Genomic DNA, 13,988 nt, shown 5'->3' with positions numbered 1-13,988 from the left:
ACAGAGGTGCCGATGCCCAGCAACATTCTCGTCGTTGAAGATGAGCCCGCGATTTCCGAACTGATCTCGGTGAATCTCCAGCACGCCGGTCACTGCCCGATTCGGGCGTACAACGCCGAACAGGCGCAGAACCTGATCAGCGACGTGCTGCCCGATCTCGTGCTGCTCGACTGGATGCTGCCGGGCAAGTCCGGCATTGCGTTCGCGCGCGACCTGCGCAACAACGAACGGACCAAGCACATCCCGATCATCATGCTGACTGCACGTGGCGATGAGCAGGACAAGGTGCTCGGCCTCGAAATCGGCGCGGACGACTACGTGACGAAGCCGTTCTCGCCGAAGGAGCTGATGGCGCGGATCAAGGCCGTGCTGCGCCGTCGCGCGCCGCAGCTGACCGAGGACGTCGTGTCGATCAACGGGCTGCGCCTCGACCCGGCCACGCATCGCGTCGCCGCGCATGCGGAAGGCAGCGAGATCAAGCTCGATCTCGGCCCGACCGAGTTCCGCCTGCTGCATTTCTTCATGACGCATCCGGAGCGTGTGCACAGCCGCACGCAACTGCTCGACCAGGTGTGGGGCGACCATGTATTCGTCGAGGAGCGCACTGTCGACGTGCACATCAAACGATTGCGCGCGGCCTTGAAACCGGCCGGCTGCGATGCGATGATCGAGACCGTGCGCGGCAGCGGCTACCGGCTCGCCAAGCACGCGTAACGTATCCACGCATGCCGTGTGCCACGGCATGCCGTTCATTCTTTCGGGCGCTGAATCATGAACATCATCTGGGCGCGCTTTCTGGTGTCGCTCGTGCTGCTCGTGCTGATCGGCGTATTGGTCGGCGTCTTCGCCGGCCCGACCGCGGGCCTCGTGTTCGTGGTCGTGATGCTGGTCGCGCAGGGCTTTTTCAGCACCTTTCATACGCAGCGTCTGTGGCGTCTGCTCGATGCACCGGTCTATGGCGAGGTGCCGAGCGCGCCGGGCATCTGGGGCGAGATCTACTATCGTCTGCACAAGCTCGCGAAGCAGTGGCATGCGCAGGTGCGGCAGGTCGAGCAGCAGCATTCGCGCTTCATCCAGGCGATCCAGGCGTCGCCGAACGGCGTCGCGATGCTCGACGATCACGACCAGATCGAGTGGTGCAACGCGATCGCCGAGGTCCATTTCGGCCTCGACGCGAAGCGCGACCTGCGCCAGCACATCACCAACCTGGTGCGCCATCCCGAGTTCGTCCGCTATCTGAACGCGCAGCATTACGAGGAGACGCTCGTGATGCGCGGCATGGGCGATTCGCGGCAGAACGTGCTGGAAGTGCAGGTGTTTCCGTATGGCGAGAATCGCAAGCTGCTGCTCACGCAGGACATCACCGAGCTCGAGCGGACCGACGCGATGCGGCGCGACTTCGTCGCGAACGTGTCGCACGAGTTGAAGACGCCGCTCACCGTGCTGTCGGGGTTCCTCGAGACGATGCGCGAGCTGCCGCTGAACGAGGAAGACCGCGCGCGCTATCTCGACATGATGGAGCAGCAGGCCTCGCGGATGCGGCACATCGTGACCGACCTGCTGGTGCTCGCGAAGCTGGAGGGCGAGAGCAAGCCGCCGCTCGATCGCGCGATCGACATGCGGGCCGTGTTCGACCATCTGAAGGAGGACGCGCAGACGCTGTCGAACGGGCATCACGACATCGCGTTCTCGATCGACGAGACGCTCGGCGTCACCGGCGCGCAGACGGAGCTGTTCAGCGCGTTCGCGAACCTCGTCACGAACGCGATCCGCTATACGCCGGAAGGCGGCAAGATCGTCGTGACGTGGCGGCGCGAAGGCGCGCAGGGCGTGTTTTCCGTCACGGACAGCGGCTTCGGGATTCCGGCCGCCGACCTGCCGCGGCTCACCGAGCGCTTCTACCGCGTCGACCGCAGCCGTTCGCGCGACACCGGCGGCACGGGGCTCGGCCTTGCGATCGTCAAGCACGTGCTGCAGCGGCATGACGCGCACCTGTACGTGCAGAGCGAGGAAGGGCGCGGCAGCACGTTCACCGCGCGCTTCCCGGGTTCGCGCATCATCGCGATCCGGCCGGCCGCTTACGAGGCATGATCGCGTAACGGTATCCGTCGCTCGTTCGATGAGCGGAGGTATGCCGGCTCCGCAACAAAAAACGCAGCCAGTCGGCTGCGTTTTTTGTTGGGAGCGACGGACGCGGCGCGCGACTTGTGCCGCGCGGCCGATTCTTCAGGAGCAGAACTTCGCGAGCAACCCGAGTTGCGCGTTGCGGATCGTCTTGCCGGCGCGACGGCGGCGGTAGTGGCCGTCGCTTTGCATCTGCCACGCCGACTGGTTGTCGCCGAGGCACACCGACAGGCCTTCGGCGATCACGCGCCGCTTGAGCTTGCGATCGCGGATCGGGAACGCGACTTCGACGCGGCGGAACAGGTTGCGGTCCATCCAGTCGGCGCTCGACAGATAGACCTCCTCGGCGCCGTTGGCGTGGAAGTAGTAGATCCGGTGGTGCTCGAGGAAGCGGCCGACGATCGAGCGCACGGTGATGTTTTCCGACAGCCCCGGCACGCCGGGCTTCAGCGCGCAGACACCGCGCACGATCAGGTCGACCTTGACGCCGGCCTGCGACGCTTCGTACAGCGCCGCGATCACCGTCGGCTCCAGCAGCGCGTTCATTTTCGCGACGACGCGTGCGCGCTTGCCGGCGCGTGCATTGTCGATCTCCGCGCGGATCGAATCGATGATGCGCGGATGCAGCGTGAACGGCGACTGCCACAGCTCGTGCAGCGTGAGTTCGCCGCCGATGCCGGTCAGTTGCTGGAACACGTGATGGACGTCTTCGCAGATCTTCTGGTCGGCCGTCATCAGGCCGAAGTCGGTGTAGAGGCGTGCCGTGCGCGGGTGGTAGTTGCCGGTGCCGAGGTGCACGTAGCGGCGCAGCGACGCCTTGCCGGCCTGCACGACGCGCCGCACGATCAGCATCATCTTCGCGTGGCACTTGTGGCCGACCACGCCGTACACGACATGCGCGCCGACGGCTTCGAGCTGCGACGCCCAGTTGATGTTGGTTTCCTCGTCGAAGCGCGCGAGCAGTTCGACGACGACGGTCACTTCCTTGCCGTTGCGCGCGGCTTCCATCAGCGCGTCCATCAGCGGCGAATCGGTGCCGGTGCGGTAGATCGTCTGCTTGATCGCGACGACGCTCGGATCCTTCGCGGCCTGCTGCAGCAGCTCGAGCACCGGCTGGAAGCTCTCGTACGGGTGATGCAACAGGATGTCGCCGTTGTCGATCGCGTCGAACATCGTCGGCGCGCTCGTGATCGCGGACGGCGTCGACGCGGTGAACGGCGTGAACTTCAGGTCGGGACGGTCGACGAGATCGGGAATCTGCATCAGCCGCACGAGGTTCACCGATCCGGCCACGCGATAGCAGTCCTTCTCGCCGAGTTCGCTTTCCTCGAGCAGGCGGCGCACGATGTGCGGCGGCGTGTCGGCCGACACCTCGAGGCGCACTGCATTGCCGAGGTGGCGCGCGGGCAGTTCGCCCTGCAGCGCCACGCGCAGGTTCGTGATTTCGTCCTCGTCGACGAACAGCTCGCTGTTGCGCGTGATGCGGAACTGGTTGCAGCTCTTCACGCTCAGTTGCGGGAAGAGTTCGCCGACGAAGCGCTGCATGAACGAGCTCAGCAGCACGAAGCCGTGCTCGAAGCCCGACAGCGCGTGCGGCATGCGCACGACGCGCGGCAGCGCGCGCGGCGCCTGCACGATGCCCATCACGGCCTGGCGTCCGAACGCGTCGCGGCCTTCGAGCTCGACGACGAAATTCAGGCTCTTGTTCAGCACGCGCGGGAACGGATGGGCGGGATCGAGGCCGATCGGCGTGAGCACGGGCAGCAGCTCGTCGAGGAAGTAGTGCCGCGCCCATTCGAGCTGCTCGTCGTTCCACGTGTCGCTCGCGTGGAAGTAGATGCCTTCCTGTTCGAGCGCGGGCAGCACGGTTTCGTGCAGCATCGTGTACTGTCGATGGACGAGCCGCTGCGCGCGTTCGACGACGAGGTCGTAAGCATGTTGTAACGACATGCCGTCGGGCGTCAGTGCGCCGGGGTTGTCGCGGATCTGCTCCTGCAGCCCGGCCATCCGGACTTCGAAGAATTCGTCGAGGTTGCTGCTGGTGATGCAGATGAAGCGAAGGCGCTCGAGCAACGGGACTTGCGGATCAGCGGCCTGGGCCAGCACGCGCTCGTTGAAACCGAGGATGCCGAGTTCACGATTGAGAAGCGGATAACGGACGGACATCGGCAGAGTAGGGGGTGATTCGGGCGATGATTCGAAAGGACGCTCGGAAACTCTCACGGTACGATGACGTGCGAATGACAATGATGTATTTATATCGGGAAATTCTACGCTGTAACCGTTTCGTCTCATAAATGTTTCGGCTATATGCAATCGAGCAGTGTGCATGCCCGTGAAGCGTGGCAATGGCAAGCGTTCCACGCTTAAAATGTCGCCTTTGATTGATCGTCCGCGGTTGCCGCACCGGCCGCTGCGGGCGAACGCGCACGGAGCCCCCTTCTGATGGTTACAACCCCCCACTTGCTGGCTGCCGTGGATCTCGGCTCGAACAGCTTCCGGCTGATCGTCGGACGTGTCGAGGAAACGCCGGCGGGCAGCCAGATCTATCCCGTCGACGCGCTGCGCGAGCCCGTCCGGCTGGCCGCGGGCCTGTCGAGCGACAAGATGCTCGATCGCGCGTCGCAGGAGCGTGGCTGGGAAGCGCTCAAGCGGTTCGGCGAGCGCCTGCGCGATTTCCATCCCGATCACGTGCGCGCGGTGGCGACCAACACGCTGCGCGTCGCGAAGAACGCGGGTGAATTTCTCGGCGAAGCCGAAGCGGCACTGGGTTTCCCGATCGAAGTGATCGCGGGCCGCGAAGAAGCGCGGCTGATCTATGCGGGCGCCGCGCACTCGGTGCCGGCGAGCGCGGGCAAGCGGCTCGTCGTCGACATCGGCGGCGGCTCCACCGAATTCATCATCGGCTCGCACTACACGCCGATCGTGATGGAGAGCCTCTATATCGGCTGCGTGAGCCATAGCCGCACCTTCTTCCCGGCCGGCAACGTCGACGAATACACGATGCGGCAGGCCGAACTCGCGGCCAAGCGCGAGATCCAGATCATTTCGAGCGAGTACAAGAAGGCCGGCTGGGACCAGGCGATCGGCTCGTCGGGCACCGCGCGTGCGCTCGCGGAACTCGTCGAGGCAAACGGCTTCAACGATCCGGGCATCACGCACGGCATTTCGCGCGGCGGCCTCGAGCGGCTCAAGCGTGCGCTGATCAAGTCGGAGAACGTCAACCGGCTGAAGCTGATCGCGCTGAAGCCCGATCGCGTGCCGGTGCTCGCGGGCGGCCTCGCGATCATGCTCGCGGTGTTCGAGGAACTCGGTGTCGACTACGTCGATACGACCGACGGCGCGCTGCGTCTCGGTGTGCTGTACGACCTGCTCGGCCGGACGCAGCACGAGGACATGCGTGCGGTGACCGTCGAGGGCTTCACGCGCCGCTACGGTGTCGATCGTGCGCAGGCCGAGCGGATCGGCGCGCTGGCGGGGCGTTTCTATGACGAACTGGAGGAAGCCGACGAAGAGGCGCGCGAGGAAGGGCGGATGTTCCTCGGCTGGGCGGCCGCGTTGCACGAGATCGGCTTGTCGATCTCGCACAGCGCGTATCACAAGCACTCGGCATATATTGCGAGCAACGCGGACATGCCGGGTTTTTCGCGCACCGACCAGGCGCGCCTCGCCGCGCTCGTGCTCGGTCACGCGGGCAAGCTCGGCAAGCTGTCGCAGGCGCGCGAGGTCGAGTGGCCGCTGCTGTTCTGCCTGCGCCTCGCGGCGCTGCTGTGCCGGCGCCGGACCGATGCCGGGCTGCCGGACATTTCCGTTTCGCAGATGAAGAAGGGCGGGTATGAAGTGCGCCTGCCGAGCGCGTGGGTCGAGCAGAACCCGCTGACCGACTACAGCCTCAGCCAGGAGGCGGCCGAGTGGGAGAAGGTCGGTATCCCTTATCGCGTGGTGTATACCGGCGCGTAACCGGCCGATAGCGAGGCCGCAGCGAGGTCGAGCGGGGCTGGGAGCGGCCGGGCAGCAGGCAGGCTGGTGCCCCTCAGGCTTGCCGCGTGATCGTCGTGGTGGCCGCTCAGTCCGACGAGCAGACGATCGCAGTCAGGAACGGAAACGCCTGCTTGACGGTCGCGTCGCTGCCGGCCTTGCGCACGGCTTCTTCCACCGCGCTTTTCGTGCCCCGCACCACGACGCCGTAGGCCCAGTCGCCGATCGGCGTGCCGTCGCCCGGACGGAAGATCGGGTCGTTCGCCTGGTATCCGAGCACGACATAGACGCCGAAGCCGTACGCCGTCAGCGCGTGGCTCGTGCGGAATGCATTGACCGAGTTCGATTCGACATGCATCGGCTCCGACTGGATGTCGCCAGCGGCGAGCAGCGGCGCGACGAATTTGTGGCCGGTCGAGTGGCAGTCGAGTGCGTCGTCGAGCGCCTTGGCCGACGCGGTGCCGGCAGTCGCGAGCGCGAGCAGCGATGCGCAGAGGGCGGTCTTCAGGATGTTTTTTTTCATGCGCGAGGGCAGGTTGTCCACGCGCATTATCGCGTGTTCCGGCAAGTGCCGTACGCGGGCTGCGGATGGCTCGTCGGCCCGTATGCCGTCGGTGATGCGACGGGCCCGGCCAGGTGGACGCTCGGTCGTTTCCGGTCAGCCTTTCCTGCATTTGAAGCGAAAGGCCGTAAGCCACTTGCTTTGTGCCGACCTTCGAAATGGGGCCGCCGCAGGCTGTGTGGATCGTTGTAGCGTCGATGCCCCAATTGATCCCTACAATGAATCGAGGCGCTGCGAACCGGGAATCCCGGTTGACGCTTAACGGGCCCAGAAACGGAAAAGGGGCTACGGTATTAACCGTAACCCCTTGATTCCTTGGTCGGAGCGATAGGATTCGAACCTACGACCCTCTGATCCCAAATCAGATGCGCTACCAGGCTGCGCTACGCTCCGACGAGCCAAAGATTGTATCGTTGAACATCTGACCCGGTCAATCCCTATATGCGGGTAAATGCCGCGGCGGCAAACGCCCGCAATTTGCGACAATTCGCCCGGTCATCGGCGGGCCCGCTCGCCGCAGCAAGGAGAACATCATGATGAACCTGATCCTGTGGCGCCACGCCGAAGCCGAAGACTACGCGACGAGCGATCTCGCACGCCAGTTGACCGTCCGGGGCCGCAAGGACGCGCAGGCGATGGCCAAATGGCTGCGTGGCCGGCTCGAGACGAACGCGGTGATCCTCGCGAGCCCGGCGGCCCGCACCGTGCAGACGGTCGAGGCGCTGACCGACCAGTACCGGACGGTCGACGCGCTCGCGCCCGGCGGCAGCGTCGACGACGTGCTGGCGGCGGCCGGCTGGCCGGAAGGCATCGCGCCGACGGTCGTGATCGTCGGGCACCAGCCGACGCTCGGCAGCGTCGCCGCGCAGCTGATCGCCGGCGGCGACGACAGCTGGAGCGTCAAGAAGGGCGGAATCGTGTGGCTGGCGAGCCGCACGCGTGACGGCAGCCGGCAGGCCGTATTGCGCGCGATATTGACGCCCGATCTGCTGTGAGGCCCGCCTGAAGTGCTTTGAAGGGATTCATCGTACGGTTCTGCAAGCTTTCTGCTAAAGTCAATTCGGCGACACGTCATTGAAAGGACACGGTCGTGCCACATAACGGTCACGGCCGATTACTACATTGGCGGGCATGTCGCCCTATTCCTTACGACCAGGAAAGCCTAATGCGAGAACTGCCGACGCCTACGCTCCCCTTTGCCTCGCTGCCCCTCGACACGTCGCGGCGCCACCTGCCGCGCGCTGCTGAAACCGTCACATCGGAGTATCGCCTGCGCGCCGCGTGGGCGCGCACGGAAGACGAATTGCGCGAAGCCCAGCGCCTGCGTTACAGCGTGTTCGCCGAAGAGATGGGTGCGCAGGTCAGCGGCCCCTCCGGTCTCGACGTCGATCCGTTCGATGCGTACTGCGACCACCTGCTGGTTCGCGATCTCGACACGCTGAAGGTCGTCGGCACGTATCGCGTGCTGCCGCCGCACCAGGCGGCGCGTGTCGGCCGCCTGTATGCCGAAGGCGAATTCGACCTGTCGCGCCTCACGCACCTGCGCGGCAAGATGGTCGAGGTGGGCCGCTCGTGCGTGCACAGCGACTACCGCAGCGGCGCCGTCATCATGGCGCTGTGGGGCGGCCTTGGCGCGTACATGATGCAGAACGGCTACGAGACGATGCTCGGCTGCGCGAGCGTGTCGATGGCCGACGGCGGCCACTATGCGGCGAACCTGTACCAGTCGCTGTCGGCAGGCTCGCTGACGGCGCCGGAATATCGCGCGTTCCCGCACACGGCCCTGCCGGTCGACGAACTGCAGACGGGCACCGTCGTGGCGCCGCCGCCGCTGATCAAGGGTTACCTGCGTCTCGGCGCGAAGATCTGCGGTGCGCCGGCCTGGGATCCCGACTTCAACTGCGCGGATTTCCTGACGCTGTTCCGCCTGTCCGACATCAACGCGCGCTACGCCCGCCACTTCCTGGGCTGAGCCGTCGGAATCGCGTCGCGCCCGCTCGCCCGGGCGCGCGCAAGCGAACGCCGTCGCGTGGCACGAGCCGCGCGACGGCGTTCGTCCATCTGATCGGTGTGTGTGACTCGGGCCCTGTTAATTTCGGCGATACGCGATCACCACCGTGCCGCGCGACGGCACGTTCGAGAACGGCCCGGGGAAGGGCCGGACGGCAGCGGCGCGCTTAGTGCTTGCGCCGCCAGTCGAGCAGGTGGTGTTCGGCCATCCAGTGGTGGATCATCCCTTCGCCTTCGTGGTTGCGCTTGTATTCGCGCGACTCGAAGAACGACAGGGCGACGAGCACCATCAGACCGACGAACAGCCCGATCAGGCCGGCAATTTCTTCAGACGACATGGCAGCCTCCTTTCCACGGCACAGCGCCATGCGTACATAGTAGGACATGCGCGGCACGACTCCGAAGCGAGATTTCCGCTAGACTCGGCGCGGTCCCGGCGTGCGATGGGCGCGCCGATTTCCGGAGCCCTACCCGATGACCCGTTTCATGCTGGCCGTGCTGGCCGCATCCTTGCTCGCCGGCTGTACCAGCGATCCGCATCAGGCCCGTCGCGGCCATCCGCCGGAAGATCCGGCCGACTATCACGGCGTGCCCACCGACATGACGCCGCCGTCGATGCTCGACGCGCCGCCGCCGAAACCCACGCAGTAACGGCCGGTTCGGCCCGCCGTCAGGCGCGGGCCGCGGGCGTGTCGGCACCGATGTGCCGCAACAGCGCCGGCAGGTAGCGCGCCAGCGTCGCGCCGCGCGCGGCCATGAACAGCAGCAGCGCGAACCAGAGACCGTGATTGCCGAACGTGCCGACGGCGGCGAGCGTGGCCACGACGAAGATCGAGAACGACGCGACCATCGCACGCATCAGCGATTGCGTTTGCGTGGCGCCGATGAACACGCCGTCGAGCAGGAAGCCCCAGACCGACACGATCGGCGAAAGCGCGGCCCACGGCAGGTAGCGCAGCGCCGTTTCGCGGATCTCGGCCTGGTCGGTCAGGCGCGCGACGATCCAGCCGCCGGCGGCCCAGTACACGAGCGTGAACAGCAGCGCGCCGAGCGCCGACCAGAGCAGCGTGACGCGTACGGCCTGCCGGAACGCGCGGCGGTCGCGCGCGCCGGCCGCCGCGCCGACGAGCGCCTCGGCCGCATGCGCGAAGCCGTCGAGGCCGTACGCCATGAACGTCTGGAAATTCAGCAGCAGCGCGTTCGCCGCGAGCGTCGCATCGCCCTGTTTTGCACCGAGGTGCGCGAACCAGCCGAATGCGCCGAGCAGGCACAGCGTGCGCAGGAAGATGTCGCGATTGAGCACGATCAGCCGTTTGAGCGCGACGCGGTCGGCGAGTGCGCGCACCGCGATCGGCGCAAGGCCGCGCGGCCGCAGCCGCCACAGCATCCATGCGCCGAGCGCGAAACCGCATGCGTCCGCGGTGGCCGTCGCGGCGCCGATACCGGCAATACCCCAGCCGAAGCCATACACGTAGAGCAGCACGGCGCCGATGTTCACCGCATTGATGAACACCTGCGCGACGAGCGCGAGCCGCACGCGCTGCATGCCGAGCAGGTAGCCGAGCACGACATAGTTCGCGAGCGCGAACGGGGCGCTCCAGATTCGCGCGTGGCTGTAGGCGAGCGCCGTGGTGCGGACGGCATCGCTGCCGCCGAGCGCGGACAGCGCAAATGACAGCAGCGGCACCTGCAGCGCCAGTACCGCGGCGCCGAGTGCGAACGCGACGATCAACGCGCGCAGCAGGTTCAGGCGGATCCCGGCGGCGTCGCCCGCGCCATGCGCCTGCGCGACGAGGCCCGTCGTCCCCATCCGCAGGAAACCGAACCCCCAGAACACGAAATTGAAGAACAGCCCGCCGAGCGCGACGCCGCCCAGGTACTGCGTGCCGTCGAGGTGGCCCGCGACGGCCGTGTCGACGGCCCCGAGGATCGGCTGGGTCAGGTTCGCGAGGACGATCGGGAACGCGAGCGCGAGGACGCGCCGATGCGTGACGGCGGCCGTGCCGGCCCCGTGCGGTAACGCGGCTTCGGACATGGCGGACGCGTCAGGCGCGTTCCTGCACGCAGACCCAAGGCGAGACGACGACCGCCCACAGCTCCGGGTTGCGCGCCGCGTAATCGGCTGCAGTTTCGGCCGGCATGCGTACGACGAGGCCCGCCGATAGCCAGCGCGTGACCTGCTCGGCATCGTCGTCGGCAACGGCTTCCGCGACGCTGACGAGATCGAGGTCGCGTGCCACGGACAGCAGCTTGCCCTGCGCGAAGAAGCGTTCGAGATCGCACCAGTCGATCTTGGCGGTTTCGCCGAGGAGTTTGGTATAGAGCGGGCTGGGCGACGCGCCCGCGTCGGAGTGGTGATCAGAGGACATCGTTTTCTAGGAAAGACTGCGTGGTGGCGCCACTATAAACCATCCGGCCGGGCCGGCGGCACGGGGGGCGGCCGGCCTACGCGTCGCGCAGCGCGCGGCGCACGATCTTGCCGGTCGCGGTCATCGGCAGGCTGTCGACGAACGTGATCGCGCGCGGATACTCGTGCGCGGCGAGGCGCGTGCGCACATGTGCCTGCAGCGCCTGCACGAGCGCCTCGTCGCCGGTGTGGCCGGGATTCAGCACCACGAACGCCTTGACGATCTCGGTGCGCGTCGCGTCGGGCACGCCGACGACGGCCGCCATCCGCACCGCCGGATGCGTGAGCAGGCAGTCCTCGATCGGGCCCGGGCCGATCCGGTAGCCGGCGCTCGTGATCACGTCGTCGTCGCGGCCGACGAAGCGCACGAAGCCGTCGGCGTCGATCGTGCCCGTGTCGCCGGTGAGCAGGTAGTCGCCGGCGAATTTGTCGCGCGTCGCGTCGGCGTTGCGCCAGTATTCGAGGAACATCACCGGGTCGGGGCGGCGCACCGCGATGCGCCCTTCGACGCCGGGCGGCAGCGGCGTGCCGTCCGCGTCGACGATCGCGACCGCATGGCCGGGCACCGCCTTGCCGATCGCGCCGGGCTGCGCATCGAACAGCGCGGCGCACGACGACAGCACCATGTTGCACTCGGTCTGCCCGTAGAACTCGTTGATCGTCACGCCGAGCGCGTCGCGCCCCCAGGCCGTCAGCTCGGTGCCGAGCGATTCCCCGCCGCTCGCGACGGATTTCAGCGACAGCGCGTAGCGTTCGCGCGGTGCCGCGACGGTGCGCATCAGCTTCAGCGCGGTGGGCGGCAGGAATGCGTGGGTGACACCGTGCCGCGCCATCAGCGCGAACGCCGCGTCGCCGTCGAATTTCTCGAAGCGGCGCGCAAGCACGGGCACGCCGTGATGCCATGACGGCAGCAGCACGTCGAGCAGGCCGCCGATCCATGCCCAGTCGGCGGGCGTCCAGAACAGGCGCGCGTCGCGCGGGAAGCACTGCTGCGACATCTCGACGCCCGGCAGGTGGCCCAGCAGCACGCGATGCGCGTGCAGTGCGCCTTTCGGCTTGCCCGTCGTGCCGGACGTATAGATGATGACCGCCGGATCGTCGGCGGCCGTATCGGCCGGCACGAAGTCGGGTGTTTCGGCGGCGAGCGCCGCGTCGTAGCGCAGCACGCCCGGGGGATCGGGCTCATCGGGCGTATCGGGCGCATCGTCGCCGATGCAGTAGACGGTATGCAGTGCCGGCAGCCGTGCGCGCAGCGGCGCGATTTTCGCGCAGCCGGCCGCATCGGTGACGAGCGCAGCCGCTTCGCTGTTCGCGAGCCGGTATTCGAGCGCATCGACGCCGAACAACGTGAAGAGCGGCACCGCGATTGCGCCGAGCTTGTATGCGGCGAGGTGCGCGACGGCCGTTTCGGGGCCCTGCGCGAGAAAGATGCCGATCCGGTCGCCGCGTCGAAGGCCGGCGCGCGCAAAGCTGTTCGCGAGCCGGTTAGAGGCATTCCTCAGGTCGTCGAACGTGATGCGAACAACGTCGCCTTGCGCCGTTTCATGGATCAGCGCGAGGCGTCCGCTGCCGTCCGCCCACTTGTCGCAGACATCCACGCCGATGTTGTAGCGCGCCGGAACGTCCCACGCGAAGCGGGAGAGCAGGTCGTCGTAGCGGTCGGCGGCGGGCAGCATCGAGGTGTCTCCTGGGGACGAACGTGGCGTCGCGCGAGCGGCTTACATCAGGATTTCACGCAAACGAATCCACAATGGCGTCTGAGGGTAGGGAATCTTCGTACTCGTCCAATAGCCTCGGCTCAGTGCACGATTCCACAATGACGCATAAGATCACGAAAAAATCAGTGTGTGACCATGGATTTGCTTCTGATAGCTGCGGGGTTCAGCCTGATCGGAATCGGCGTACTGGTAGCGTTTGCCCGTCACGTCGATCCGTTGTCCGGCCGGTTCACCGGACGTCTGCGCAAGCGCTGACATCACCTTTCCCGGTTTTCACCGCGACGACACGCGATGCGTGCCGGCATCGCGTGTCGTCCATCGGGTGCTCAGCGCGCCGGCAGGTAGCGTGACGGGTCGATCGATCGGCCGCCGTAGCGCAGCTCGAAATGCAGCGCGACCCGATCGCTGTCGCTGTTGCCCATCTCGGCGATCGATTGCCCTTGCGTGACCGACTGGCCTTCCTTCACCAGCAGCGCGCGGTTGTGCGCGTAGGCGGTCAGGTAGTCGGCGTTGTGCTTGAGGATGATCAGGTTGCCGTAGCCGCGCAGCCCGTTACCCGCATAGACCACCACACCGGGCGCTGCCGCGACCACCGGCGTGCCCGGCGAATTCGCGATGTCGATGCCCTTCGATTTCGAACCGTCGAACGTGCGGACCACATTGCCGGCTGCCGGCCAGATCAGCGCGATGCTCGAGGCCGGCTTGACGGCCGATTCGACCGGCGCGGAAGGCGCGGGGCGGGCCCGGCCGGCACTGCCGGTGCCGGTGGTCGACGGCGTCGATGCGGTGGTCGTGCCGGGCGGCGGCGCGACGCGCAGCACCTGGCCGACTTCGATCGCATCGGGGTTCGTCATCTGGTTCCAGCGCACGATGTTCGATACCGACGTGCGGTTATCGCGCGCGATCTTGTAGAGCGTATCGCCGCGCTCGACGCGATAGAACCCGGGGCCGACGGGCGCGGAGCCGCACGCGACGAGCAGGGCGGCGCAGGCGGCTGCGAAGAGTCGCTTCGTTGTTGTTCCGAACATTGAACCTCGCAAAACCCTGCCGCGCGTGACGCGGCAGGCAACACAAAACGTCCGATTTTAACGGGTTCGACCCGCGCACCGCAGTTTGGGCTGTTCTCGGGGCTGCGGCGCCCCGGTTCCACGCGTTGCCTGACGGCGTTTCAGCCTGCCTATCAAGCCTG

13 protein-coding genes and 1 tRNA gene are annotated in these 13,988 nt (G+C 66.7%); 6 read left to right on the top strand and 8 right to left on the bottom strand.

What is annotated here, in order from left to right:
- Window positions 1-12 precede the first annotated feature (12 nt).
- Window positions 13-714 (top strand): phosphate regulon transcriptional regulator PhoB, encoded by a 702-nt coding sequence (phoB, locus tag G3N98_RS08265; RefSeq protein ID WP_027787869.1) that lies wholly within the window; start codon window positions 13-15, stop codon window positions 712-714.
- Window positions 715-771: 57 nt separating this feature from the next.
- Window positions 772-2,091, top strand: coding sequence for a phosphate regulon sensor histidine kinase PhoR (gene phoR, locus G3N98_RS08260; protein ID WP_089425008.1), 1,320 nt, complete (start codon window positions 772-774; stop codon window positions 2,089-2,091).
- 135 nt (window positions 2,092-2,226) lie between these two features.
- Here the strand turns inward: phoR and ppk1 are convergent, their stop codons facing one another.
- A complete protein-coding gene (gene ppk1, locus G3N98_RS08255; protein ID WP_206147883.1) occupies window positions 2,227-4,290 on the bottom strand; it encodes a polyphosphate kinase 1 in 2,064 nt (687 codons plus the stop codon).
- Window positions 4,291-4,569: 279 nt separating this feature from the next.
- Here ppk1 and ppx point away from each other — a divergent pair, with 279 nt between their 5' ends.
- Window positions 4,570-6,084, top strand: coding sequence for an exopolyphosphatase (gene ppx, locus G3N98_RS08250; RefSeq protein WP_046545374.1), 1,515 nt, complete (start codon window positions 4,570-4,572; stop codon window positions 6,082-6,084).
- 106 nt (window positions 6,085-6,190) lie between these two features.
- On the opposite strand, the gene G3N98_RS08245 is transcribed toward ppx, so the two are convergent.
- Window positions 6,191-6,625, bottom strand: coding sequence for a hypothetical protein (locus G3N98_RS08245; protein ID WP_206147890.1), 435 nt, complete (start codon window positions 6,623-6,625; stop codon window positions 6,191-6,193).
- A gap of 355 nt (window positions 6,626-6,980) precedes the next feature.
- Window positions 6,981-7,057: transfer RNA gene (locus tag G3N98_RS08240), tRNA-Pro, on the bottom strand.
- Between the two features lie 140 nt (window positions 7,058-7,197).
- Here G3N98_RS08240 and sixA point away from each other — a divergent pair.
- Window positions 7,198-7,659 (top strand): phosphohistidine phosphatase SixA, encoded by a 462-nt coding sequence (gene sixA / locus G3N98_RS08235; protein ID WP_206147882.1) that lies wholly within the window; start codon window positions 7,198-7,200, stop codon window positions 7,657-7,659.
- A gap of 170 nt (window positions 7,660-7,829) precedes the next feature.
- A complete protein-coding gene (locus G3N98_RS08230) occupies window positions 7,830-8,636 on the top strand; it encodes a GNAT family N-acyltransferase (RefSeq protein WP_011351620.1) in 807 nt (268 codons plus the stop codon).
- 205 nt (window positions 8,637-8,841) lie between these two features.
- Here G3N98_RS08230 and G3N98_RS08225 read toward each other — a convergent pair whose 3' ends face one another.
- Entirely contained in the window at window positions 8,842-9,012 is a 171-nt protein-coding gene (locus G3N98_RS08225; RefSeq protein ID WP_171026759.1) for a hypothetical protein, read from the bottom strand.
- A gap of 136 nt (window positions 9,013-9,148) precedes the next feature.
- Between G3N98_RS08225 and G3N98_RS08220 the strand changes: the two genes are divergently transcribed.
- On the top strand, window positions 9,149-9,325 hold the full coding sequence (locus tag G3N98_RS08220) for a hypothetical protein (protein WP_089425013.1): 177 nt from the start codon (window positions 9,149-9,151) through the stop codon (window positions 9,323-9,325).
- Window positions 9,326-9,344: 19 nt separating this feature from the next.
- On the opposite strand, the gene G3N98_RS08215 is transcribed toward G3N98_RS08220, so the two are convergent.
- The 4 genes from G3N98_RS08215 to G3N98_RS08200 form a co-directional block, all read right to left on the bottom strand.
- The gene (locus tag G3N98_RS08215; RefSeq protein ID WP_206147881.1) at window positions 9,345-10,709 is read right to left on the bottom strand and encodes an MATE family efflux transporter; all 1,365 of its coding nucleotides are present in this window, start codon (window positions 10,707-10,709) and stop codon (window positions 9,345-9,347) included.
- 10 nt (window positions 10,710-10,719) lie between these two features.
- Window positions 10,720-11,043: a DUF2288 domain-containing protein gene (locus G3N98_RS08210; RefSeq protein ID WP_174975779.1), complete on the bottom strand. Its 324-nt coding sequence runs from the start codon at window positions 11,041-11,043 to the stop codon at window positions 10,720-10,722.
- Window positions 11,044-11,119: 76 nt separating this feature from the next.
- Window positions 11,120-12,757 (bottom strand): acyl-CoA synthetase, encoded by a 1,638-nt coding sequence (locus tag G3N98_RS08205; RefSeq protein WP_206147880.1) that lies wholly within the window; start codon window positions 12,755-12,757, stop codon window positions 11,120-11,122.
- A gap of 368 nt (window positions 12,758-13,125) precedes the next feature.
- A complete protein-coding gene (locus G3N98_RS08200; protein ID WP_039347625.1) occupies window positions 13,126-13,827 on the bottom strand; it encodes a peptidoglycan DD-metalloendopeptidase family protein in 702 nt (233 codons plus the stop codon).
- Window positions 13,828-13,988 lie beyond the last annotated feature (161 nt).

The sequence above is a fragment of the Burkholderia sp. Tr-20390 genome (genome assembly GCF_017104595.1).
GTDB lineage: Bacteria > Pseudomonadota > Gammaproteobacteria > Burkholderiales > Burkholderiaceae > Burkholderia.
This window is presented reverse-complemented; position numbering and strand designations above follow the sequence as displayed.

Coding starts and splice junctions, on each gene's coding strand:
- phoB (WP_027787869.1), top strand. CDS start 13: ATGCCCAGCAACATTCTCGTCGTTGAAGATGAGCCCGCGATTTCCGAA.
- phoR (WP_089425008.1), top strand. CDS start 772: ATGAACATCATCTGGGCGCGCTTTCTGGTGTCGCTCGTGCTGCTCGTG.
- ppk1 (WP_206147883.1), bottom strand. CDS start 4,290: ATGTCCGTCCGTTATCCGCTTCTCAATCGTGAACTCGGCATCCTCGGT.
- ppx (WP_046545374.1), top strand. CDS start 4,570: ATGGTTACAACCCCCCACTTGCTGGCTGCCGTGGATCTCGGCTCGAAC.
- G3N98_RS08245 (WP_206147890.1), bottom strand. CDS start 6,625: ATGAAAAAAAACATCCTGAAGACCGCCCTCTGCGCATCGCTGCTCGCG.
- sixA (WP_206147882.1), top strand. CDS start 7,198: ATGATGAACCTGATCCTGTGGCGCCACGCCGAAGCCGAAGACTACGCG.
- G3N98_RS08230 (WP_011351620.1), top strand. CDS start 7,830: ATGCGAGAACTGCCGACGCCTACGCTCCCCTTTGCCTCGCTGCCCCTC.
- G3N98_RS08225 (WP_171026759.1), bottom strand. CDS start 9,012: ATGTCGTCTGAAGAAATTGCCGGCCTGATCGGGCTGTTCGTCGGTCTG.
- G3N98_RS08220 (WP_089425013.1), top strand. CDS start 9,149: ATGACCCGTTTCATGCTGGCCGTGCTGGCCGCATCCTTGCTCGCCGGC.
- G3N98_RS08215 (WP_206147881.1), bottom strand. CDS start 10,709: ATGTCCGAAGCCGCGTTACCGCACGGGGCCGGCACGGCCGCCGTCACG.
- G3N98_RS08210 (WP_174975779.1), bottom strand. CDS start 11,043: ATGTCCTCTGATCACCACTCCGACGCGGGCGCGTCGCCCAGCCCGCTC.
- G3N98_RS08205 (WP_206147880.1), bottom strand. CDS start 12,757: ATGCTGCCCGCCGCCGACCGCTACGACGACCTGCTCTCCCGCTTCGCG.
- G3N98_RS08200 (WP_039347625.1), bottom strand. CDS start 13,827: ATGTTCGGAACAACAACGAAGCGACTCTTCGCAGCCGCCTGCGCCGCC.